The sequence below is a fragment of the Nitrospirota bacterium genome (assembly GCA_040757595.1).
Lineage (GTDB): Bacteria > Nitrospirota > Nitrospiria > Nitrospirales > Nitrospiraceae > JBFLWP01.
In genome coordinates this window covers 114,074-134,621 of sequence record JBFLWP010000001.1, presented here as the reverse complement: position 1 = coordinate 134,621, position 20,548 = coordinate 114,074, and the positions used below count along the sequence as shown (strand labels likewise).

20 protein-coding genes, 1 tRNA gene and 1 pseudogene are annotated in these 20,548 nt (G+C 65.9%); 10 read left to right on the top strand and 12 right to left on the bottom strand.

Annotated elements, in window-relative coordinates:
* Positions 1-92: 92 nt before the first annotated feature.
* The gene (locus AB1411_00755; protein MEW6542120.1) at positions 93-836 is read right to left on the bottom strand and encodes a hypothetical protein; all 744 of its coding nucleotides are present in this window, start codon (positions 834-836) and stop codon (positions 93-95) included.
* Positions 837-1,069: 233 nt separating this feature from the next.
* Between AB1411_00755 and AB1411_00750 the strand changes: the two genes are divergently transcribed.
* Complete coding sequence (locus AB1411_00750) at positions 1,070-1,579, top strand: cupin domain-containing protein (protein MEW6542119.1); 510 nt, start codon at positions 1,070-1,072, stop codon at positions 1,577-1,579.
* A gap of 9 nt (positions 1,580-1,588) precedes the next feature.
* Here the strand turns inward: AB1411_00750 and AB1411_00745 are convergent, their stop codons facing one another.
* Complete coding sequence (locus AB1411_00745) at positions 1,589-2,110, bottom strand: peptidylprolyl isomerase (protein MEW6542118.1); 522 nt, start codon at positions 2,108-2,110, stop codon at positions 1,589-1,591.
* 206 nt (positions 2,111-2,316) lie between these two features.
* Here AB1411_00745 and AB1411_00740 point away from each other — a divergent pair, with 206 nt between their 5' ends.
* Positions 2,317-2,448, top strand: a complete 132-nt coding sequence (locus AB1411_00740; protein ID MEW6542117.1) for a hypothetical protein — start codon at positions 2,317-2,319, stop codon at positions 2,446-2,448.
* 60 nt (positions 2,449-2,508) lie between these two features.
* Here the strand turns inward: AB1411_00740 and AB1411_00735 are convergent, their stop codons facing one another.
* Positions 2,509-3,735: an FAD/NAD(P)-binding oxidoreductase gene (locus AB1411_00735; GenBank protein ID MEW6542116.1), complete on the bottom strand. Its 1,227-nt coding sequence runs from the start codon at positions 3,733-3,735 to the stop codon at positions 2,509-2,511.
* Positions 3,736-3,995: 260 nt separating this feature from the next.
* Between AB1411_00735 and AB1411_00730 the strand changes: the two genes are divergently transcribed.
* Complete coding sequence (locus AB1411_00730; GenBank protein MEW6542115.1) at positions 3,996-4,640, top strand: OmpA family protein; 645 nt, start codon at positions 3,996-3,998, stop codon at positions 4,638-4,640.
* Positions 4,641-4,826: 186 nt separating this feature from the next.
* On the opposite strand, the gene AB1411_00725 is transcribed toward AB1411_00730, so the two are convergent.
* From AB1411_00725 to AB1411_00715, 3 genes are all read right to left on the bottom strand, one after another.
* A tRNA-Arg gene (locus AB1411_00725) sits at positions 4,827-4,903 on the bottom strand.
* A 188-nt stretch (positions 4,904-5,091) separates the two neighbouring features.
* The gene (locus tag AB1411_00720; GenBank protein ID MEW6542114.1) at positions 5,092-5,502 is read right to left on the bottom strand and encodes a PIN domain-containing protein; all 411 of its coding nucleotides are present in this window, start codon (positions 5,500-5,502) and stop codon (positions 5,092-5,094) included.
* 3 nt (positions 5,503-5,505) lie between these two features.
* Entirely contained in the window at positions 5,506-5,811 is a 306-nt protein-coding gene (locus AB1411_00715; protein ID MEW6542113.1) for an AbrB/MazE/SpoVT family DNA-binding domain-containing protein, read from the bottom strand.
* 303 nt (positions 5,812-6,114) lie between these two features.
* Here AB1411_00715 and AB1411_00710 point away from each other — a divergent pair.
* The 4 genes and pseudogenes from AB1411_00710 to AB1411_00695 all read left to right on the top strand — a co-directional run bounded on the left by AB1411_00710 (position 6,115) and on the right by AB1411_00695 (position 11,885).
* Positions 6,115-6,975 (top strand): annotated as a pseudogene (locus tag AB1411_00710) (N-6 DNA methylase).
* 74 nt (positions 6,976-7,049) lie between these two features.
* A complete protein-coding gene (locus AB1411_00705; protein MEW6542112.1) occupies positions 7,050-8,027 on the top strand; it encodes a PDDEXK nuclease domain-containing protein in 978 nt (325 codons plus the stop codon).
* A gap of 123 nt (positions 8,028-8,150) precedes the next feature.
* Complete coding sequence (locus AB1411_00700; GenBank protein ID MEW6542111.1) at positions 8,151-11,708, top strand: HsdR family type I site-specific deoxyribonuclease; 3,558 nt, start codon at positions 8,151-8,153, stop codon at positions 11,706-11,708.
* A 27-nt stretch (positions 11,709-11,735) separates the two neighbouring features.
* A complete protein-coding gene (locus tag AB1411_00695) occupies positions 11,736-11,885 on the top strand; it encodes a hypothetical protein (protein ID MEW6542110.1) in 150 nt (49 codons plus the stop codon).
* A gap of 290 nt (positions 11,886-12,175) precedes the next feature.
* Here AB1411_00695 and AB1411_00690 read toward each other — a convergent pair whose 3' ends face one another.
* From AB1411_00690 to AB1411_00670, 5 genes are all read right to left on the bottom strand, one after another.
* Positions 12,176-12,478: a hypothetical protein gene (locus AB1411_00690; protein MEW6542109.1), complete on the bottom strand. Its 303-nt coding sequence runs from the start codon at positions 12,476-12,478 to the stop codon at positions 12,176-12,178.
* Positions 12,479-12,554: 76 nt separating this feature from the next.
* Complete coding sequence (locus AB1411_00685) at positions 12,555-13,961, bottom strand: DUF4340 domain-containing protein (GenBank protein MEW6542108.1); 1,407 nt, start codon at positions 13,959-13,961, stop codon at positions 12,555-12,557.
* 105 nt (positions 13,962-14,066) lie between these two features.
* The gene (locus AB1411_00680; GenBank protein MEW6542107.1) at positions 14,067-15,590 is read right to left on the bottom strand and encodes a DUF4350 domain-containing protein; all 1,524 of its coding nucleotides are present in this window, start codon (positions 15,588-15,590) and stop codon (positions 14,067-14,069) included.
* Positions 15,587-16,357 carry an ABC transporter permease gene (locus AB1411_00675; protein MEW6542106.1) on the bottom strand — a complete coding sequence of 257 codons (771 nt, stop codon included), beginning with the start codon at positions 16,355-16,357 and terminating at the stop codon, positions 15,587-15,589. Before AB1411_00675 ends, AB1411_00680 begins: the two co-directional genes overlap by 4 nt.
* Positions 16,354-17,316: an ABC transporter ATP-binding protein gene (locus tag AB1411_00670; GenBank protein MEW6542105.1), complete on the bottom strand. Its 963-nt coding sequence runs from the start codon at positions 17,314-17,316 to the stop codon at positions 16,354-16,356. Before AB1411_00670 ends, AB1411_00675 begins: the two co-directional genes overlap by 4 nt.
* 227 nt (positions 17,317-17,543) lie before the next feature.
* Here AB1411_00670 and AB1411_00665 point away from each other — a divergent pair, with 227 nt between their 5' ends.
* Genes AB1411_00665 through AB1411_00655 form a run of 3 tightly spaced genes read left to right on the top strand, consistent with a single transcriptional unit; the run spans position 17,544 to position 19,335 of the window.
* Positions 17,544-17,894, top strand: coding sequence for a hypothetical protein (locus AB1411_00665; GenBank protein MEW6542104.1), 351 nt, complete (start codon positions 17,544-17,546; stop codon positions 17,892-17,894).
* 31 nt (positions 17,895-17,925) lie between these two features.
* Positions 17,926-18,663: an OmpA family protein gene (locus tag AB1411_00660; protein MEW6542103.1), complete on the top strand. Its 738-nt coding sequence runs from the start codon at positions 17,926-17,928 to the stop codon at positions 18,661-18,663.
* A gap of 57 nt (positions 18,664-18,720) precedes the next feature.
* Positions 18,721-19,335, top strand: a complete 615-nt coding sequence (locus AB1411_00655; GenBank protein ID MEW6542102.1) for a hypothetical protein — start codon at positions 18,721-18,723, stop codon at positions 19,333-19,335.
* A 16-nt stretch (positions 19,336-19,351) separates the two neighbouring features.
* Here AB1411_00655 and AB1411_00650 read toward each other — a convergent pair whose 3' ends face one another.
* Positions 19,352-20,431: an AI-2E family transporter gene (locus tag AB1411_00650; GenBank protein ID MEW6542101.1), complete on the bottom strand. Its 1,080-nt coding sequence runs from the start codon at positions 20,429-20,431 to the stop codon at positions 19,352-19,354.
* Positions 20,432-20,548 lie beyond the last annotated feature (117 nt).

Here is a 20,548-nt window from a genome sequence, read left to right as displayed (position 1 = left end):
TTTTAGCACGATCGTTCCGGGAATGCCCGCGAACGGGTGGATTCGTCCATGACGGAAGGGAGGGCCGGGAGAGGGGCTTCAGCGGCGCTGCGTCACCGGGAAGCTTCGATGTCACGCAGGTTCTTGTCCAGTTGCTGGTTGGCCTGGTTGGCCTGCTGAACGGCCTGCGTCGCCTCACCGATGGTGGCCGCCTTGGTTCTCTCGATGACGCCCTTGACCGGCTCGATGGACTTGCCCAGGGTCTGGGTCACCTCCGCCGCCTTTCCCTTCACCTCGCTCACGATCTCCTTGCCGCTCACGGTCTGGCGCGTCGGCTCGTGGGTCACCTCGGAGATACGCTCGTTGAGGCCCGAGAAGTAGATGGCGTAGATGGCTCCGCCGGCCAGGAGCAGGATGCCGAGCTTGCCGAGCACCTTCACGAGCGGGTTGGAGCTGACCCGCATCACGAGGACGATCATGACGATCAGGAGGACCGTGGTCAGGCCGACGCCCAACTGATACCGGGAAGGAAGCGTGATCGTGGCTCCGGACAGGCGCTGGAGCCAGGGATCGTAAAAGGCCGGCGCTTGCTGGGCCTCCTGGGAGGGCTGGGCGGACCCGGTTCCCGGCTGGGCGCCGGGAGCGGGTGGCGGGACGTGCTGCACCGGCTCGAGGGTCTGGGCGTCCAGGGCCTGGACGCGGTTCTGGTATTTCTCCGGGATCTGCTGCCGGTCCGACGCAAAGCCGACGACTCCGTCGTCGTCCACGTATTTGTAGACGACGTCGGCTGAGAAGACGGGTGAAGAAAGGAGGGGAGCGAGGAGCAGACAGCTCAGGACCGGGAGCCGCGCGGCCACGGATCGGGGTGTTCCCCGAAGGGAGAACGGCATGTGACCCCTCTTTTGGGATAGCGTAGGCTACAGAAGATCGCCGGACGAGTCAAGGGTCGCGGGACGGGCCCAGGTGCGGGAGGCTCCAGGCGGCCTTGACATTGTCTCGTCGGTCCACTAGTGACGAAGCAGGAGCGCCGGCGGCGGGTGAACGCGGGCGGATCCGCCGGTGGGTTTCGAGCCAACGTGAGGAGACCGTCATGATCCAGGTCGAGCGGTTGATGGCCCTGCTGGGGCTCAAGCCCCTTCCCGGAGAGGGAGGGTATTTCGCCGAAACCTACCGGTCGTGGGAGGTCGTCTCCCGGGAGGCCCTGCCGGGCCGGTATGGAGGCGCCAGGTCGCTCGGGACCGGCATCTACTATCTGCTGACGTCGGACACCTGCTCGCGGCTGCATCGGCTCAAGAGCGACGAGGTCTACCATTTCTATCTGGGCGACCCGGTGGAGCTGCTCCTCCTCCAGCCGGACGGGAGCGGGCAGGTGCTGACCCTGGGCCAGGATCTCGTGGGCGGTATGCAGGTGCAAGCCGTGGTGCGGCAGGGCGTCTGGCAAGGCTCACGACTGGTCCCGGGCGGACGGTTCGCGTTGCTCGGCACGACCATGGCGCCCGGGTTCGAGTTTGCCGACTACGAGGGAGGACGGAGGGGCGAGCTGCTGGAGGCCTATCCCCGGTTCCGGGACCTCATCCTGACGCTCACCCAGGCTCCGTGACTCGACCGGTCAAGGCTTCTTGCTGCCCGGGGAAGGCTGCTGGGCTTTCTCCACGTTCAGGATCTTCACGTCGAAGGTCAGGGCCTTGCCCGCCAGCGGGTGGTTGAGATCCAGCGTGGCCGAGTCGGTTGAGAGCTCCAGGACCGTGACCGGCCGGCCGGTCTGATCCTGCAGCATGGAGCCGACCTTGACGTCGGGCGGAATCTTGTTCCGGGGCACCTTGATCTTTCGCTTCTCGTCGTAAGCCCCGTAGCCCTGCTCGGCGGGAACCTCCACCCGCTTCTGCTGGCCGGCCTTCAAGCCGGCCAGGCCCTTTTCCAGGCCGGGGACGATCTGCTTGGCGCCCTGGATGTAGGAGAAGGGGGCCTGTCCCACGTTGGAGTCGGCCACGGTCTTGTCCGGCAGGGTCAGCGTGTACTCGATCGTGACCTTCAGCCCGTCGGCGACGGCCAGGGTGCTTTCCGCCCGTGCGAGCGGCGCCGCGACCAGCGGGCCGGACAGGAGGAGCATGAGGACGGTCAGGGAAGCCATTCTGCGTCGGTGGTGTGTCATGCAACGTTCTCCGTTCGTCGGGAAAAATTGGGGTACGACGGCAGCAGCAACAGTGCGGCGACCCTAACACACCAAACCGGCAAACGCAACGAGGCGTCTCGTCGGTTTGCCCGTGAGCCGGGGGCGGACCGGACCTCGACATCCAACCGGCCGCTCCGTAGAGAGGGGGTAGGAAGGGGAGACGGGTGGCGGGAAGAGAAACGGAGAGGGACGTTAAGAAGGCCGCCGAGCATTTCAAGAAGGCGCACGAGCTCGGCAAGAACAATCCGGACATCCAGAACTCCGGCATCCTGAAGGCTCACCTGAAGATGAAGTGACGAGCCGGGATCGGAGCCGGCCGCACAATTGCCGCGGCCGGCTTCCGGTCGGCGAGGAGGTCAGAGGAGACTCTTGATCGGAACCGTCGGGTCCTGGAGCTGCGCCTCCCGGCCCGCCAGGTCTTTCTTCTGCCGGATGAGGCGCTGCAAGTGGAGGAAGTCCTTGGCGCCGGTGTTGATCGCGAAGTAGGCGCGGAGCGCGCGGTCCTTCAGGTAGAGGACCATGAAGGCCCGGTCCTCCATCCGGCCCCGCAGCAGGACCCGGTCGTGTTCGCTTTCGTCTCCGGCGAACTCCAGGTGGAGATCGAAGATGTCCGACCAGACGTAGGTGAGCAGGTCGTACGCGGCTCGGTCGCCCGCCATGTTCCGTCCCGCCAGTTGCCCGCAGTACTCGGCGTGGCCCCAGTGCTCCACGCGCCGCCGCTTGCCGAAATAGGGGTCCGGATAGTTCGCCACGTCCCCCGCCGCGTAAATGTCAGGGTTCGAGGTCTGCAGGAACTCGTTCACGAGGACGCCGTTGCCGACCTCGAGCCCGGCTGCCTGAGCCAGCTCGACGTTCGGAACGATCCCGACCCCGACGCAAACCAGGTCGCAGGGCAGGACGGCTCCCGATCGGGTCACGACCGCGGAGGCGCGGCCGGTCCCGCGGACCTCGGCGACCGCCTCGCCCGTGCGGAAGGTCACGCCCTTGGCCTGGCAGTAGCCCTGGAAGAATCCGGCCAGCGTCGCGTCGGTGAAACGGGCCCAGATGTGGGGCAGGGTCTCGATGACCGTCGCCTGCACGCCCTTCTGGGTCAGGGATGAGGCGATCTCCATCCCGATGAACCCGCCCCCGACGATGACGGCCTTCCGGCCAGGGCCAGCCTCGCCCGCGATCGCCGCAGCGTCGTCCAGAGTCCGCAGGTAATAGAGGCCGGGCAGGTCGTGGCCGGGGACGGTCAGGTGAACCGGCCGGCCCCCGGTGGCGAGGAGGGCCTTCTCAAAAGCGATCGTGTCCCCGCTGGCCAGGATCGCCGTCTTTCCCGAAGCGTCAAGCCGCTGAACGCGGGTGCCGAGCTGGAGCTCGATGCGCTGGTCCCGGAAGTAAGGCTCGGGGTCGTAGAACAGCTCCTGTTTCTGCTTCTCCCCGCGCAGGAATTCCTTCGAGAGCGGCGGGCGGTCGTAGGGGACGTGCGGCTCCTCGCCGACCAGCGTGATCGTGCCGTCCGGGTCCCGTTGCCGGAGCTCCTTGGCCGCCTGGCTGGAGGCCAACCCACCCCCGATGAGCAGATACTTGGTGGATCGCATGGGCCCTCGACCCTGGGGAACTGGTGCGAGGAGTACGCCAAACGCCTGGGAAAAGCAACACCATTCATCCCCGCTCATGCCGGTTGCTGCCGGTTCCGGCCGATCGGCTCGCCGAGCGATTCAGCCTGCAGGGCGACGCGGATCGCCTGCTGCAGATTTTCAAGCGATTGGCCGAAGAGAAGTGCGGATAGGCTCGGATGCGTCCGGCCGGGGCATCGGCCGCTCGGCCGGGACCGTCTTCAACCAGGGAGGGTGTTGCCATGTCAACCACGGTGCGTGCGCATATCGTGCTGGTCTCGATGGGGCTGCTCAGCCTCGTGATCGGCTGCACGGGCAAGCAGATTTCGGTGTCGGTTGAGGGGCAGGCGATGCTGGCCAAGGCCGGCGATGGTGGAAGAGGCATGCAGGAGTCCGTGCTGGAGGACCTGGCATTGAGCGGCCCCGGCCGGCTGCAGGAAGTCCGCGTGACCGATCCGGCCGAGGTGCTGCCGGTGGCTCCTGCTGGGGCGAGCGGATCGGATGGGGAGTCGCCCGCCTCCGCGGCCGCGAGGGGGACCATGGAGGGTTCTGAGAATAGCGCCTTGGGGGACGTGTTCTTCGACTACGACCGGAGCTCGATCAGGAAGGAGGCCCGGGCGGTGCTGGAAGCCAACGCCCGCATGCTCAAGGAGAGGGAGGGTTGGACGCTGTTGATCACCGGGCACTGCGACGAACGGGGAAGCCAGGCCTACAATCAGGTCCTGGGGGAGCGGCGGGCCCAATCGGTCAAACGGTATCTGGAGGACCTCGGCCTGCTCGGGGCGCAGATCCGGATCGTCAGCTACGGCAAGGACCACCCCTTCTGCGCCGAGCCGACGAGCGAGTGCTGGCAGAAGAACCGCCGGGCGCACTTCGCGATGCGGTAACGGTCCTCTGCGTCAGCATTTGATCGAAGCCGGCGGTCCAGGCGAGGGGAATCGTAGAACACTGGAGGAGTTCTCCATCGCGCAGGTCAAGAGTAGCGCGTCGGTACACGCTAAGCGCGATCCCTACGGGAAGGGACCTCTCCGCGCCCATTTGATCGAAGGGCGCGGCTCAACCGAAGGTTGGTATGGTGCCCCCGACACGAATTGAACGTGCGACACGCGGTTTAGGAAACCGCTGCTCTATCCAACTGAGCTACGGGGGCGTGAGGTTGCTCAACGAGTTATGGGCGGATGCGCCGTCGGGCTGCCCGACCTGCGCCCAACCGGGTCACGACCGTGCCCGAAGAGTATCATGCAGCGCATCCGACGGCAAGAGCGGAAAGCAAGCTCCTAGCCCGCCACGATACCCTGCGGAGGTTCTATCTGTGCCGATCAGGATGAATCGGGCGCCTTAACTCTTTCCCCCGCGATGACCTTGAAGGTAGAGAGCCGGTGGCAGGATCAAAACTCCTTCCAGCGTTTGGCCGAAATAAGGGCCGAAATCCGTGACATCGCCAGTCAGGAGATGGGTCGCATGGGCACTGATGGCGGCCGATAGGATCGGCCGGTCTGATGCCGGGAGATCGAGAACGAGAGATGGAGGTAGGTCAAGAGAAGCCGTCGTGATGATTTCCAGGGACGCGCACAACTCCTCCAGATCCTTTCGCTGCTCCGTGGTCGCGAGGTTCCGGCGCGCTTCCTCCACCGAGTAGGAGGAGCTGAGCAACCTCACCTTGCGCAACTTGAACAGTTGCCGGAGCTTCGTGTCGGGACGATAGGCCGCCGAGAAGAGGACGTTGGCGTCCAAGAAGACCCGGTCCACGGATCAGGCCTTCGTCGGCTTACGCGGCTTGTAATGGGGGATGCTATCCGGATCGAGCCCGAGTTTTTGGACTTCCTTTCTCGCCCGTGCATAGTCTTCCGCATCCACCGCGTTCGACAGGAGAAACTCGGCCCGTCGCTCCGGGCTGTAGATTTCGACGGGCAGAGCCGCGGCGGGGCGGATCAGCACCCCCTCGGCCCGTTCCTCGGCGATCACAAGGGAACCTTCTTTGATGCCGTAGCGGCGGCGAAGTGACGCGGGGATGACCACGGTTCCGCGCTTGCCGACCTTGCTGGTCTCGGACGCCATGAACGATTCTCCCCAAATCGCCTGAATGTCTGACTGTCAGACTTTCCGGCATATTTTGCCCCCTCCGAGCTGGAAAAGCAAGAGAGGTGGCCTGGGTGAACGGCGCCGACCTCTCGACCTCTACCCCGACGTCCTGATCCGGGGAGTCCACCCCGCCCGCCGCATTCTGGCAAGCCATGAGCCGCGAGCCATCTGCCATACGCCCTTCGTTCCCGGCCGCCCTCCGTACGTGGTTCCCCGTTGATTTCTTGGGAGAATAGAGGTAGGAAACTGGGGCCATTGCTCAGGTAACCCCGAACAACGTTGGCCATGCACGGCCTCGAAGGGAGCATCAAAGAGGCCATTACCTATTACGACGACCTCCACAACAGCCCAGGCCGGTTCGACTTCGTCCTCGCCAATCCGCCGTTCAACGTCAACGCCGTGGACAAGGAACGTCTCTCCGCCGAGGTCGGCCCCGGTCGCCGCTATCCCTTCGGCCTCCCGCGCACGGACAACGCGAACTACCTCTGGATTCAGCTTTTCTATGCCGCGCTGAATGCGCAAGGCCGGGCCGGCTTCGTCATGGCCAACTCCGCCTCCGATGCCCGCGCTTCCGAGCTTGAGCTCCGCCGCCGGCTCGTCGAAGCCCAAGCCGTGGATGCGATGGTCGCCGTCGGGCCGAACCTGTTTTACACGGTCACGTTGCCCTGTACCCTCTGGTTCCTGGACCGCGGGAAGAAGAAAAGCCCGCGCGCCGACCACGTGCTTTTTCTCGACGCCCGGCACATCTACCGGCAGATAGACCGGGCCCACCGCGACTGGACCGAGGCGCAGATCGGCTTCCTGGCGAACGTCGTCCGCCTCTACCGGGGCGAAGCGCCCGACTTTACCCTCGGCGGGAAGGAAGCCGAGGCCAAACTGAGGGAAGTCTTCGGCAAGAAGCTCAAGTTCGCCGACGTGCCCGGCCTCTGCAGGGCCGCTTCAATCAAGGAAATCGCTGCGCAAGGTTGGAGTCTCAACCCCGGCCGCTACGTCGGCGTCGCTCCCGGCGAGGAAGTGAGCGACGAGGACTTCAAGGAGAAGCTGGAGGAACTGAACGAGGAATTGGAGGCACTCAACGCCAAGGCCCGTGAGTTGGAAGGGACTATTGCAAAGAACGTGGCCGAGATCCTGGAAACATGAAAACGTCCCGCAAGCCTCGCGCGCAAGTTGTGCGGTAGCCCGTTGCACAAACCTACGGGCACTTTCTTGCCGGCATCAAAGAGCGCATCCGCACCGTGCAGATCAAGTCCGCCCTGGCAGCGAACGCGGAGTTGGTCCTCCATTACTGGAACATCGGACAGGACATCCTCCGAAATCAGCGTCGGCAAGGCTGGGGTGCCAAGATCATCGACCGCCTGGCGGCCGACCTTGGCCGGGCCTTTCCCAAGTTGCGCGGCTACTCCGTTCGCAACCTCAAATACATGCGGGCGTTCGCCGCTGCATGGCCGGACCGCGCAAACGTGCAACAGCTTGCTGCACAAATCCCGTGGGGCCACAACTGCGCGCTTCTCGACCGCGTGAAGGGGGCGGACGCGCGGGCCTTCTACATCCGAAGCACCCGGCGGCACGGCTGGGCCCGCAGCGTGCTCATCCACCAAATCGAAACCCGTCTGCACGTGCGGCAGGGCGCAGCCCCCACAAACTTCGCCCTCACGTTGCCGCCTCCCGAGTCCGATCTCGCCCGCGAACTGCTCAAAGACCCCTACGTGTTCCGCCCCGCGCCGCTGGACGAATCGGCTGACGAACGCGCCCTGGAGAGCGCCCTGATCGCCCGCCTCCGGGACTTCCTGCTCGAGCTCGGCGCCGGCTTTGCTTTTGTCGGCAACCAGGTGCGGCTGGACGTGGACGGCGAAGAGTGCTTCCTCGACCTGCTCTTCCACCACACGCGGCTCCATTGCTACGTCGTCATTGACCTGAAGGTCGTGGATTTCCAGCCCGAGTTCGCCGGCAAGATGAGCTTCTACCAAGCTGCAGTGGACAATTTGGTGAAAACCGAGCGCGACGCCGCGACGATCGGCCTCATCCTCTGCAAGGGGAAGAGCAAGACCGTGGTCGAATACACCCTGCGCGACATGAAAAGCCCGATGGGTGTCGCCGAATACCGCCTACTTCCACCGGACCTGAAGGCAGCGCTTCCCGCTGTGCAGCAACTCAAGAGCGTCGTCGCGAAACTGGAGTCTCCCGGTGCGTGATCGCCAACCGTCTCCGCGCCTTCTCCCTCTGGAAGAGGGCCGGGGTGAGGGCACTGCGCATGAGGGTGCGCAGCATGAACAAACCGTCGCCCGCAACGTGGCGGAGATTTTGGAGACGTGAGGGTGGCTGACTGGCTAGCCTGCAAACTCGGTGACCTGCTTGAAATCAAGCATGGCTATGCCTTTCAGGGCGAATACTTTACCGAATCAGGCTCGCACATTGTCCTTACGCCTGGAAACTTCTTCGATGAAGGCGGCTTTAAGAATAAAGGCGACAAAGAGAAGTGGTATACCGGTCCGATTCCTTCCGACTACGTGCTGAACGAGGGAGACCTCATCGTTGCGATGACCGAGCAAGCGGAAGGACTTCTTGCCAGCAGCGCCATCATTCCGCGCAGCGGGCTATACCTCCACAACCAGCGGCTTGGTCTTGTGCAGATCCGCGACGAGTCGAAGACGGACAAGTGCTTTCTCTACCATCTATTCAACTACAAGCCAGTTCGGCAGCAGATTCGCGCCTCCGCCAGCGGTGTAAAGATTCGACATACTGCGCCGTCGCGAATTGCAGAAGTGACAGTCCGTGTTCCCCCACCACCCATCCAACGCCGAATCGCGGGCATCCTGTCCGCCTACGATGACTTGATCGAGAATAACCTTCGGCGGATCAAGATTCTGGAGGAGATGGCCCGATCCCTCTACCGCGAGTGGTTCATTCATTTCCGGTTTCCAACCGGAAATGAACCCTCCCCCGGCGCTACGCGCCACCCTCTCCCAGTGGGAGAGGGAGTGCTCCGGGGGCGGGAGACGAAAGGCGAAGTGGTGCTGGTTCCCCGGCTACGCGCGGCGCTGGAGCGGCTGAATCCCGCCCTGCCGCCTGAGGCGATTGCCGCAGCGGTGGAAGAATTGACGCGGGACCGCTCGGCCATGAGCCTCGCGGCGGCCAACCGGGAGGTCTGTGCGCGGCTGAAGGAAGGCGTCACAGTCTCCGTACCGGATCGGGCGCGCGGCGGGCAGAAGACGGAGCGCGTGCGAGTGGTGGAGTGGGACCATCCCACGGCGAACGACTTCCTCCTCGTCAGCCAGCTCAGCGTCACCAGGTCGCTCTACACGCGGCGACCCGACCTTGTCGGGTTCGTCAACGGCCTGCCGCTGGTGGTCGTGGAATTGAAGAAGCCCGGCGTGCCGGCCCAACAGGCGTTCGACGACAACCTCACCTGCTACAAGACGGACATCCCGCCGCTCTTCTGGTACAACGCGTTGCTCATCGCCTCGAACGGCACGGAGAGCCGCGTGGGCTCGCTCACGGCGGATTGGGAACGGTTCTTCGAGTGGAAGCGCGTCGAGCGCGAGGACGAGCCCCGCCGCGTGTCGCTGGAGGTGATGCTCCGCGGCACTTGCACCCCGCCGCGTCTGCTGGACCTGACGGAAAACTTCACTCTCTTCTCCGAGCACAAGGCTGGGCTGGTCAAGGTGCTCGCGCAGAACCACCAGGTCCTCGGCGTGAACAACGCCCTCGCCGCCACGTTGGCCGCGCGGCAGCAGGGGCACGGGCGCGGCGGGGTGTTCTGGCAGACGCAAGGCTCGGGCAAGAGCCTGGCCATGGTGTTCTTCGCGCAAAAGGTTCTGCGCAAGGTGCCGGGGAACTGGACCTTCGTGGTGGTGACCGACCGCGCCGAACTGGACGACCAGATCGCGAAGACGTTCAAGGCCTGCGGCGCGGTGAGCGAGGCGGAAAGCCGGGTCTGCCACGCGCAGAGCGGCGTGCACCTGCGCCAGTTGCTCGGCGAGAACCACCGGTACGTCTTCACGCTCATCCACAAGTTCCAGACCGCCGAGCGCCTCTGCGACCGGCCCGACGTGATCGTTCTGACCGACGAGGCCCATCGCACCCAGTACGACCATCTCGCGCTCAACATGCGCGCCGCGCTGCCGCGCGCGCTCTTCCTCGCCTTCACCGGCACGCCGCTCATCGCAGGCGAGGAGCGCACCCGCGAGGTGTTCGGCGACTACGTTTCGATCTACGACTTCCAGCAGTCGGTCGAGGACGGCGCGACCGTGCCGCTGTTCTACGAGAATCGCACGCCCGAGCTGAAGCTGAAGAACCCCAAGCTCAACGACGACATCTACGCGCTCATCGAGGCAGCCCAACTGGACGAGGAGCAGGAAAGACGGCTGGAGCGCGAGCTGGGCCGGTCATACCATCTCCTGACCCGCGACGACCGGCTGGAGAAAGTCGCCAGGGACATCGTGCAGCACTTCCTCGGGCGCGGTTTCCAAGGCAAAGCGATGGTCGTCTCCATCGACAAGGCGACGGCGCTCCGCATGTACGACAAGGTGCGGAAGCACTGGCAGGCCGAGCGCGAACGGGTGGAGCAGGACTTGGAACGGCTCGCCTGCTACAAGGTCCAACCCGACCCCGACCGGGTGCGGGAACTCCGGCGGCGGCTCGGCGTGCTCACGACCACCGACATGACGCTGATCGTCTCGCCAGCCCAGAACGAGATCGAGCAGATGAACCAACTCGGCCTCGACATCGCCGCGCACCGCAAACGGATGAACGACGAGCCGCTCGACGAGAAGTTCAAGGACCCGCAAGACCCGCTCCGCCTCGTGTTCCTCTGCGCGATGTGGCTGACCGGCTTCGACGCGCCCAGTTGCTCCACGGTGTACCTCGACAAGCCGATGCGGAACCACACGCTGATGCAGACGATCGCCCGCGCGAACCGCGTCTTCCCCGGCAAGCACAGCGGCTTGATCGTGGACTATGCCAACGTCTTTGCCTCACTGGAAAAAGCGCTTGCAATCTATGGAGCAGGCCGCGGCGGCGCCACGCCGGTGCGGGACAAGACTCAACTTGTCGCCGAGCTACGGAAGGCCGTCGAAGACGCCGAGACCTACTGCGCTGGTCATGGGGTGAGACTGGAAGCCATCGAAGCGGCGGCAGGCGGCTTTGAGCGGGTGCAACTCATCGGGGAAGCCGTCGAAGCCTTGGTCTCCCCTGACCCGCTGCGGAAGGAGTTCCTCGCCCACGAGCGCCTGGTTCGCACGCTGTTCCAGGCGGTAAAGCCGGACCCGGTCGTGCTGGAATGCCTGTCCCTGGTCTCCTGCCTCGGCACGATTGCCGACGCCATTCGTGAGAGGACCGGCGAAGGCCGGCCCGCTGACATCACCGCCGTCCTCGACAAGGTGAATCTGTTGCTGGACCAGTCCATCGAAGCAGGCGGGTTCCACATCCGAGAGCTAGCCAAGGGAAAGCACGCCGCCGTCATCGATCTCGCGAAGATTGACTTCGAGGCGCTAGCGGCGCGCTTCGCGAAGTCCAAGACGAAGAACCTTGAACTGGAGCGGCTGAAAGCCGCAATCCGCGCTCAATTGGACAAGCTGATTCGCCTGAACAGGACGCGGGCGGATTACCTGTCGAAGTTCGAGACGCTGATCGAGTCCTACAATGCGGGCAGCCGGAACATCGAGGAACTCTTCACCGAGCTCGTGGCTCTCAGCCGGGCGCTGAACGACGAGCAACAGCGCCACGTGCGGGAACATCTCTCCGAAGAGGAACTCGTGATCTTCGACATCTTGACGCGTCCGGGGCCGGAATTGAGCCCGGAAGAGCGCAAGGAAGTGAAAAAGGTCACGCGAGAGCTCCTGAAAAAGCTCAAGCAGCTCCTGGTCATCAGTTGACGGCAAAAGGCCGCCGCTCGCTCGCAGGTGAAGCTGGCCATTGAGGATGTTTTAGACCACGGACTCCCGCGCATCTATACACCCGATCTCTACAAGCAGAAGTGTTCGGCGGTGTTCCAGCACTTCTACGAATCCTACGGTGACCGGGGCGCCAGTATCTATCAAGCGGTAGGCTGAAGAGGGGCTTAAAGGACCATGTCATCTTGTCTGCAGGCCGCCATCCCCGCTGACCTTCGCGCGACACTCCTGCACTTCCGCTTCCGCCCCCCAATTAGCCTTTTCTCCGGTCTCTTTCCCCGACGCGGATGCGTCTCGCTGAGGGTTGACAGAGAGGTGCTGAGTCCGCCGCCTGCCCACCGATTCAAATAAACAGGGGATTACAAAGGAGCGGGGAAAGGGCGGGGCGAGGAAAGCGGTGGTAGAGCGGGTGGGGCAGGCTGCCTTCGAGCAGCCTGCCCCACTGCCGTTTACTGGCCCGGTACGGCCAGGATGGATTTCCGGTTCTCCTGGTCCCGCTTGCAGCTCTCCTCCGCGAACATGCGCTGGCCCGCGCTCGCGTCGGACGGAATCCGGCCCATGCAGGCCTGCAGCGTGTCCCCCGCCGTGCCGGAGGCGGGCCGTCCCTGCGGAGTCGAGGCGCTCGCCTGGCCGCCGTCCATGCTTGCCCCGGCGGAGCCGGCAGGCATGGAGTCTCCCTCTTGGGTCGCGCAGGCGCTGGTGAATAAGGCCGCAGCCAATACCATCATCATGCCGAGTCGCATCGTCGTCATGTCCTTCGTCCTCCTCCTTGTCTTGTGAATGGTTGCCCGATGTTCCGACCCTCGGTCCGGCGCATCCTACCACTGTTTATGATTTCGTGCCGCCTCCCGGCTCGGCGCCGGCCGGCAGCTCGCGCTTGGCGGGAATCTGGGAGAGGAGGTCCGAGCGGGCCTGGTGGATGCCCGGGAGCCCCTGGCCGATCGCGTAGACGAGCCCGCCGGTCTTGGTCCCCAGGATCAGCCGGCCCTTCGTCTTGCCGTCCTTGCCCGTGGCGGTGAATTCGGCGGCGGGCGAAGAGAGGCCGTAGGGGGCCAGTGGTCCGGCCTGCTTGACCACCCGGATCTCCGCCGGCAGGTCCGCGACCCGGCTCACGAAGAGGGCCACCTTCTCCTGGTTGAGCTTTTCCGCCGGCTGGTCTTCGAGAACCCAGGTTCCGCTCTGGTTGATGAGGACGTACTGCTCCTCGCGGGTCTTGACGGACAGGATGGCGACGTCCTGGAGGTTCATCCCCAGGAGCCGCTTGTCCTGGAGGGTGAAGAGCTCCTTGGTGAAGTCCCGGATGGCCTGCGGGCTGACCCGGTAGACCGGCGCCTCGGGCGCGGTGACGGCGTAGGCCTCCCCGCTCGCCGGGTCCGGCTGGAAGAGCTTGACGGTCTGGTCCCCGCCGGCCGTGTGGACGGTGATCTTGACGGCCGGCGTCGTCAGCCGCTTCAGCAGCGCCGCCTGCTCCGATCCCGGATCGACGAAGCCCAGCGCCTTGAGGTCCTCCAGCTTCAGGAGCAGCCCCCGCGCCTCCGCCTGGTCGGCCTCGGCCTCGATCGGGAAGACCACCTTCCATTTCCGGCCGGCCGCCGGAGCGGCCGGCCCGTGCGGGGAGGCCTGGTCGGAGCGGTAGAGGACGATTTCGCCGGCCGCGGAGGTCAGCCGCACCCGGTCCACCTCCCCCTGGTCCAGGCGCAGCACCTCCTTCTTGCGGAAGGTCAGCAGCGTCTTGTTCAGGAAGTCCTTGGGGGCGAGCGTGGTCAGCAGGACCTTCCGGTCCGACCCGCGCAGGGCGTAGAGGGTGGAGGAGATCGGGCCGCTGTCGCCGAGCGAGAGGGTCTCCTGGCGGGAGCCGGCCGAGACCGTCAGCACCACGGGCGGCTTCTCGAGGCCGAAGGGCGCGAGCGCCGCCGCCTGCTCCTGCACGACCCGCGAGACCTTGCCCAGCGCGAGCGCCCGGACCATGGCGTCCACCTCGCGCGCGTCCGCCTCGGTCTGCATCGGGGCGGTGATGCGCCAGGTCCGGGGCTCGGCGGCGGCGAGGACCACCTCGCTCCCGTCGGTCCGGACCGTGAGGCCGGTGATCTCCCGCTCCTCGAAGGGGAGGAGCTTCTTCTCCTGCGCCTCCGCGTCGGCCTGTTTCCGCTCGGCGGGCAGCTCGACCCAGTAGACGTAGGCGCCTAACCCTGCCAGCACCAGCGCCATCAGGATCGTGAGCCAGGCTTGTCGCATAAGACCAATCGGGGCTAGAGGTGCGAGGCTGGAGGCAATGGGCACGGTCGGCTTCGCGTTGCTCTTGACCCCTCGCCTCTCACCCCTTGCCTCTCGCCCATGGGCTCAGAGGCGCCGCCGCCGGCGCCAGGTCGTCATCCCCCAGAGGAACGTCAGGGACGGGAGGAGCAGCACCTGCACGTAGAGCAGGATCCGCTCCTGCGTGGGATTGGGGATGAACGGCCGGAAGGCCGGCTCCTTGGGCGTGATCGAGATCAGCTCCCGCTCCTCGGCCAGCCAGCCCATCGTGTGCAGCAGGAAATCCGTGTTGCCCGGGAAGTTGACGTAGGCGTTGCTGGCGAACGAGGAGTTGCCGACCACCACCAGCGCCGCGCGCCGCTTGCCCTCCTCGGGCGCCTTCTTGGGGGTCAGGGCCGCGGCCAGCGGGAGAGGGCCTTGCACGTCCTCCTTCTCGCTGAAGCCGACCACGCGGCCCTGCAGGTTCGTCTCGGCCCAGCTCCGCGGGGAGGTGCGGGCCAGGGGGACGAAGTCCCAGTCCTTGCCGGCCTGCTCATCGAAGGCCAGGTGGCGGGACAGCGGGAAGAGGACGGCGAAGTTGAAGTCCTGGGTGATCTCGTGCTCGGTGAAGGTCCGGACCATGAGCGCGGTCAGGTCGCCCTGCGCGAGCCGGTCCTGCAGGTCCACGAGCACCCCCTTGCCGGCCTTGACGCCCCAGCGGCGCAGCAGGTCGTCGAGCTCGGCCTGGGAGTCCGGGTCCAGCAGGATCAGGACCCGCCCCCCACCGGCCACGTACTGGACGATGCGCTCCTTCTCCTCCTGGGTCACCGGCCGCCTGGGTCCGGCCAGCACCAGCACGGAGGTGTCCTCCGGCACCGAGCTGGCCTGGAGGAGGGAGAGCGGCTCCACCTCATAGCCCTGTTTCGTGAGCGCCTCCTTGGCGACCGAGAGCCCGTTCCGTTCCTGGTCGGCGATGCTCCGCTCTCCGTGCCCCTCCAGGAACCGGACCTTCTTCTTCGCGTCCTTCGAGACGCGGATCAGCGCGCCGGTCAGCTCGGCTTCCGACGGGGCGGTGATCCTGGTCGTCTGGGCGCCGCTCTCGACGACGGCCGTGTCCACGCGGGTGACGCCGTACTGTCTGGCCACGCCCGGCTGCCGCTCCGGGTCCACGAACTCCACCTTCAGCTTGTCGGTCGCCTGGCGGTAGCTGTCGAGCAGGTCGCGGTAGGTGGCGTGCGACGGGCTCCGGTCCTGGGAGAAGACCGTGATCTTGACCTCGCGCGGGAGCCCCCGGAGCACCCGGTGCGTCTGGGGGGCCAGCGTGAAGTGCTGGGTCTCGGAGAGATCCCATCGGTGCGAGTGGCGCGCGGCCAGGAAATTCCCGATCACCAGGATGGCGGCGAACAGGACCACCATGAGGAGGCTGCCGGCGCCCAGCCTGGTGGAGCGGCGCGCGGAGAAGGCCTTCAGGGTCTCGAAGCGGAGCACGAAGAAGACCACGAGGCAGACGAGGGCCAGCCCCTCGCAGAGGGTCGCCAGCCAGAGCTGCCCGGGCAGCAGGCTGTAGGCCACGAACCCGCCGACGGCCAGGACCGTCCCGAGGACGCCCAGGCCCGTGCCGAGCCGGCTCATTTCCATCGGTGCGACTCCACTACGCGATGGGCCAGGAACAGCATGAAGACCAGGCCGCAGAGGTAATAGACCAGATCCTTGGTGTCCACCAGCCCGCGGACCAGCCGGTCGTAATGCTCGATGAAGGACAGGTAGGAGACGACGTTGCCCAGCGGCGTGTCCCCGAGGACCGAGCCCAGCCCGCCCAGGAGCCAGACCAGGATCAGTATCCCGAAGCTCAGAAAGGCGGCCACGATCTGGTTCTCCGTCAGCGCCGAGGCCAGGACCCCGGTGGCCAGGAACAGGGCGCCGAGCAGCGCCAGGCCCAGGTAGCCGGTCAGGACCGGGTGCCAGTCGAAGCTGCTGTACAGGGCCAGCACCAGCGGCACGAGCCCCGTGAGGGCCAGCAGGCCCAGGTAGATCAGGTACGCGCCCAGGAACTTGCCGAGGACGATGTCGGTGATCCCGATCGGGGAGGTCAGGAGCAGCTCGAAGGTGCGGAGCTTGCGCTCCTCCGCGAACAGGCGCATGGTCAGCAGCGGCAGCACGAGGAGGAGCACGATCGCGGTGCTGTAGAAGGTGGGGCGGAACACCAGGTCGTTCAGGTTGAGCTGGGCCGCCATCCCCTGGAGCTGCATCATCCGCACCGCCTGGTTGCCCGCGTTCACCACGGCCAGGTAAGACAGCACCCCGAAGATCAGCAGGAACACGGAGCCGACCACGTAGGCGACCGGGGAGACGAAGTAGGACCGCAGCTCCTTGGCGACGATGGCTTGCACCGGCGTCATGTCCGCTGGGCCTCCTGGCCCGTTTCCGGCACTCCCTCCTCGTGCTGGGTAAGCCGGAGAAAGACGTCCTCCAGCGTCATCGAGACGGTCTTGAGCTCCAACAGCCCCCACCCGCTGGTCACGACGAAGCGGGCGATCTCCTCCCGGTGGTCCCGTCCGAGCTCGCACTCCAGCAGGGCCGTGCCGCCGTCCGTGGATTCCAGCACGGCCAGGATGCCGGGCAGGGCCCTGAGCCGGTCGGTCCAGTCCGGGGGCGGGGCTTTGACCGTCAGGCTGATCTTGTCGGACCGGCGCAGCCGCGCCGAGAGCTGCTCCGGCGTGTCTTCGGCCACGATCCGGCCGCCGCTGATGATGACGACCCGCTGGCAGACGGCGGTGGCTTCCGGCAGGATGTGCGTGCTCAGGATCACGGTGTGGGAGCCGGCCAGGCTCCGGATCAGCTCGCGGATCTCGATGATCTGCTTGGGGTCGAGCCCGACCGTCGGCTCGTCCAGGATCAGGACCGGCGGGTCGTGGATCAGGGCCTGGGCGAGCCCGACCCGCTGGCGGTATCCGCGGGAGAGGTTGCCGATCAGCCGGTGCCGCACGTCGCCCAGCGCCAGCCGCTCGACGACCCGGTCCAGCCCCTTGCGGAGGTCCACGGCCGGCAGCCCTTTGAGCCGGCCCACGAAGGTCAGGTGCTCGGTGACGGTGAGCTCCTGGTAGACCGGCGGGGTCTCGGGGAGGTAGCCGATCCGCCGCTTGACCTCCAGCGGCTGCTCGAAGCAGTCGAACCCCGCCACCCGGGCCGTGCCCTCCGTGGCCGGCATGAAACAGGTCAGGATCCGCATCGTCGTGGTCTTGCCGGCGCCGTTCGGGCCGAGGAAGGCCAGCACCTCCCCCTTGCCGACCGTGAAGGTGACCCGGTCGATGGCGGTCAGATCCCCGTACCGCTTCGTGATGCCCTGTGCCTCGATCATGCCGGCAGCCGCGCCTCGGTTCCGTCCTCTGAGCAGCAAGACCCGCTGTCTCGGTCGGACAGCGGGTCCGCGGGGGATATTAGCCATCGCATTCCACCCAGTCAAGGGCGGAGTCGCCGGGCCGGCCACACACCGAATCCTGCTTGCATAAAATCGAAAATGTGCTATAGTTCGGCCCCGTATCCACTGGTCACCACCTGCTCTTAAATTCGAAGAGGGATAGGGCGATGAAGACGGTCATGAGGCACGTATTGGTCTCTGCGATGGGCGTGGTCACGGCCTGGGCCCTGACGACGCCGCTTGCCGGCGCCGCCGAGCAAACCATGCGGACCGTGCAGGGCGAAGTGGTGGCGGTCAATGTGCAGGACTCGCCGAACGTGATCGTGGTGAAGACGGTCACGGCCAGGAAACAGGAAATGATCGTCGGCGCCGTCGTCGAGTCCGGCGCGGCGATCACGAGGGGGAAGGAGAAGGTCGGCCTGGACAACCTGCAAGTCGGGGAGACCGTGTCGCTGACCTACAGCAAGAGTCAGGACGGGCTCGTCGCCCGCTCCATCCAGGTGAAGGGCAAGAAGTAACCGCGAGGGCATAAAGGGAGCCAGGATGTTCATGAGGAACCATTCTTCCAACCATCTGACGATTCTGCTGGCGTCGTTGAGCGTCTGTCTGCTGCTGGCTGGCTGCAGCAAGAAAGTGTCCTCCTCGGTGGGCGACCAGAGCCTGACGGCGGGACCGCAAAAGGCCGAGGCGCCCAAAGAAGCGGAGGCGCCGAAGGTCGAAGCGGCGCCGGAAGCCCCGAGGGCGGAAGCGCCACCGGAGCCACCCAAGGTGGAAGAGGCCAAGGTGGAGCAGCCGGCTGCCGCGCCGGCGGAAGCTCCGGCTCCCCAGCCGGCTCCGCAGGAGGAAGTGCGGGTGACCGAGCAGCCGACGCCGCCTCCCAGTGCGCCGGCCCCGGAAGTCGCGCGCGAGGCGCCGACGGAGGCGGCTCCGGCTCCAGCGCCGGAGCCGGCCAAGCCGGCGGAGTTGGGGGACGTGTTTTTCGATTACGACCGGGCCGCGATCCGGAGCGATGCCAAACCGGTGCTCGAGGCCGACGCCGCCCTGTTAAAGGCGGGCAGCGACTGGACGTTGCTGATCGCCGGACATTGCGACGAGCGGGGCACGGCGGAGTACAACCTCGTGCTGGGCGAACGGCGTGCGCAAGCCGCCAAGCAGTACCTCGAAGACCTGGGGATCCCCGGGGGGAAGATCCAGGTCACCAGCTTCGGCAAGGAGAAGCCGTTCTGCTCCGAGCACAGCGCCGAGTGCTGGCAGAAGAACCGGCGAGCCCATTTTTCGGTCCAGTAGGGTCGGGGGTCGCCTTGAGTTGGTTCCTTCACCGGAAGACGAACTGAGGAGGCGGGCGTGGGCGGGCGTACATTTCGTGCGATCATGATCGGTATGGGGCTGATGACCTTGACCGGTTGTTCCACCAAGGGACAGGTCGTCACGTTGGACGTGCAGGCGGTCGCGCCGGGCGGCGATGCGGCCGGGAAGGCCATGGGCGGGGATACGAACGTGGCCGTCGGGTCGTTCGAGGACGGGCGGCCGCAGAAGAATCAGATCGGGGTCCGCCACCACCTGTTCGGCGGGGAGACGCCGTTCGACGTGGCGGGGGGCAAGCCCGGAGAGGTGGTCGGCCGCGTCATGGGCGAGTACCTGAAGCGCAAGGGGTGGAGCATCAACCCCAACGGGGCTCCAGACGTCGCCGTGTCCGGCAAGATCCTGGACTTCTCGGCCGACGCCGACAGCAAGCTGTTCTCCACGGAGATCACCGTCCGGACGAAGGTCGTCGTGGAGGCCATGAACAAGGCCGACGGCAGCATCGTGCGGATGACGCTGAACGGGGACGGGAGCCAGCGCGTGTTCTGGTTCGAGCCGGAGGACGTTCAAAAGCTGCTCAGCGAAGTCCTGACCGAAAGCCTGGAGAAGCTGGTGGTCAATACGAAGATGGAGGACAGGCAACTGCGTCTCAAGTGACGCAGCGTTCGGTTCCTCAACCCGCCGCCTTCGCCTGTTCCGTCTGGTAGATCTCGACCGTGGCCTTGCCCAGGGCCACGGTGAGCGGTCCGGCCACCAGTCCCAAGAGCCCCAGCAGCTTGATCCCGCCGAGCACGCTGAAGAAGACCAGCAGCGGGTGCAGGCGCACCCGGCTGGCGACGAGCAGGTTCCGCACCCCGTAATCAACGAGCGTGATCAAGGCGCCGGCGATCAGGATGCCGGTCATGGGGCCGTAGGCGCCTTCGGTCAGGAAGTACAGGGCGGCCGGAATCCAGATCAGCGACGCACCGGCCACCGGCAGGTACGACAGGAGCCCCATCACCGTCCCCCACAGGACCGGCGAGGGAAGCCCCGTCGCCCAAAACGCCACCCCCCCCACGAGCCCTTCCAGCACCGCGACCGCCGTGTTCCCGTAGATCGAGCCTTTCACCACTTCGTCGATGCGCCGGACCATCAATTCCTGCCGCTGTCGCGAGAACGGCAGGACGTTCCCCAACCAGGCCGCGATCGCGTCCCAGTCCCGGAAGAAAAAGAACGCGCACACGATGGTCAGGAGCAGCTCGAGGACCCCCAGGAGCAGGTCCGTCGTCAGGCCGGTGAGTTGCTCGATCAGGGCCTTGCCGATCGCGTTGAGGTTGTCGGCGAAGGACGACCGCAGGTCCGTTCCGGTGAGGCGCTCATACTGCTGCAGGCGGTCGAGGGCCATCGCGACGAGCGGGTTGGACCGCCAGCGCTCGTGAAGGAGCCCCTCGCCGCGGGCCATCGTCTCGGCCATGTCCGTGTAGAGCCGGACCAGCTCCTCTCCGATCAGGAACGAGAGGGAGATGATGGGCAGGATCAGGCCGACCGTGAGCACGACGCTCATGAGCAGGGCGCTGACCAGTTGCCGCCCGCCCGTGCCGAGCAGGACCCGCTGATGCACGGGACGGAGGGCGTAGCAGAGGACGGCGGCCCAGGCGATGGACGACAGGAACGGGCTGAACAGGGCCAGCAGCAGGGCGGCGACCCCGATCGCGAGGGTCGCGCGCACGAACCGGGTCGCGAGCTCTCGTTCATGGTGTCGGCGCTCTTCCATGGTCACGTTCCGACGCCTGGCGAAGCCTGATGAAGCCTGGCTGAGCGGGTGGACTAGGAACTCAGGGGGTCGGCGCGATGTTATGCAAGCGGCGGAAGCCTGTCAAGCGCGCCGCTT

What these genes read in the sequence shown, in the direction of transcription:
- AB1411_00750 (MEW6542119.1), top strand. Translation starts at nt 1,070, where the DNA reads ATGATCCAGGTCGAGCGGTTGATGGCCCTGCTGGGGCTCAAGCCCCTT.
- AB1411_00745 (MEW6542118.1), bottom strand. Translation starts at nt 2,110, where the DNA reads ATGGCTTCCCTGACCGTCCTCATGCTCCTCCTGTCCGGCCCGCTGGTC.
- AB1411_00735 (MEW6542116.1), bottom strand. Translation starts at nt 3,735, where the DNA reads ATGCGATCCACCAAGTATCTGCTCATCGGGGGTGGGTTGGCCTCCAGC.
- AB1411_00730 (MEW6542115.1), top strand. Translation starts at nt 3,996, where the DNA reads ATGTCAACCACGGTGCGTGCGCATATCGTGCTGGTCTCGATGGGGCTG.
- AB1411_00715 (MEW6542113.1), bottom strand. Translation starts at nt 5,811, where the DNA reads ATGGCGTCCGAGACCAGCAAGGTCGGCAAGCGCGGAACCGTGGTCATC.
- AB1411_00690 (MEW6542109.1), bottom strand. Translation starts at nt 12,478, where the DNA reads ATGACGACGATGCGACTCGGCATGATGATGGTATTGGCTGCGGCCTTA.
- AB1411_00685 (MEW6542108.1), bottom strand. Translation starts at nt 13,961, where the DNA reads ATGCGACAAGCCTGGCTCACGATCCTGATGGCGCTGGTGCTGGCAGGG.
- AB1411_00680 (MEW6542107.1), bottom strand. Translation starts at nt 15,590, where the DNA reads ATGAGCCGGCTCGGCACGGGCCTGGGCGTCCTCGGGACGGTCCTGGCC.
- AB1411_00675 (MEW6542106.1), bottom strand. Translation starts at nt 16,357, where the DNA reads ATGACGCCGGTGCAAGCCATCGTCGCCAAGGAGCTGCGGTCCTACTTC.
- AB1411_00670 (MEW6542105.1), bottom strand. Translation starts at nt 17,316, where the DNA reads ATGATCGAGGCACAGGGCATCACGAAGCGGTACGGGGATCTGACCGCC.
- AB1411_00665 (MEW6542104.1), top strand. Translation starts at nt 17,544, where the DNA reads ATGAAGACGGTCATGAGGCACGTATTGGTCTCTGCGATGGGCGTGGTC.
- AB1411_00660 (MEW6542103.1), top strand. Translation starts at nt 17,926, where the DNA reads ATGAGGAACCATTCTTCCAACCATCTGACGATTCTGCTGGCGTCGTTG.
- AB1411_00650 (MEW6542101.1), bottom strand. Translation starts at nt 20,431, where the DNA reads ATGGAAGAGCGCCGACACCATGAACGAGAGCTCGCGACCCGGTTCGTG.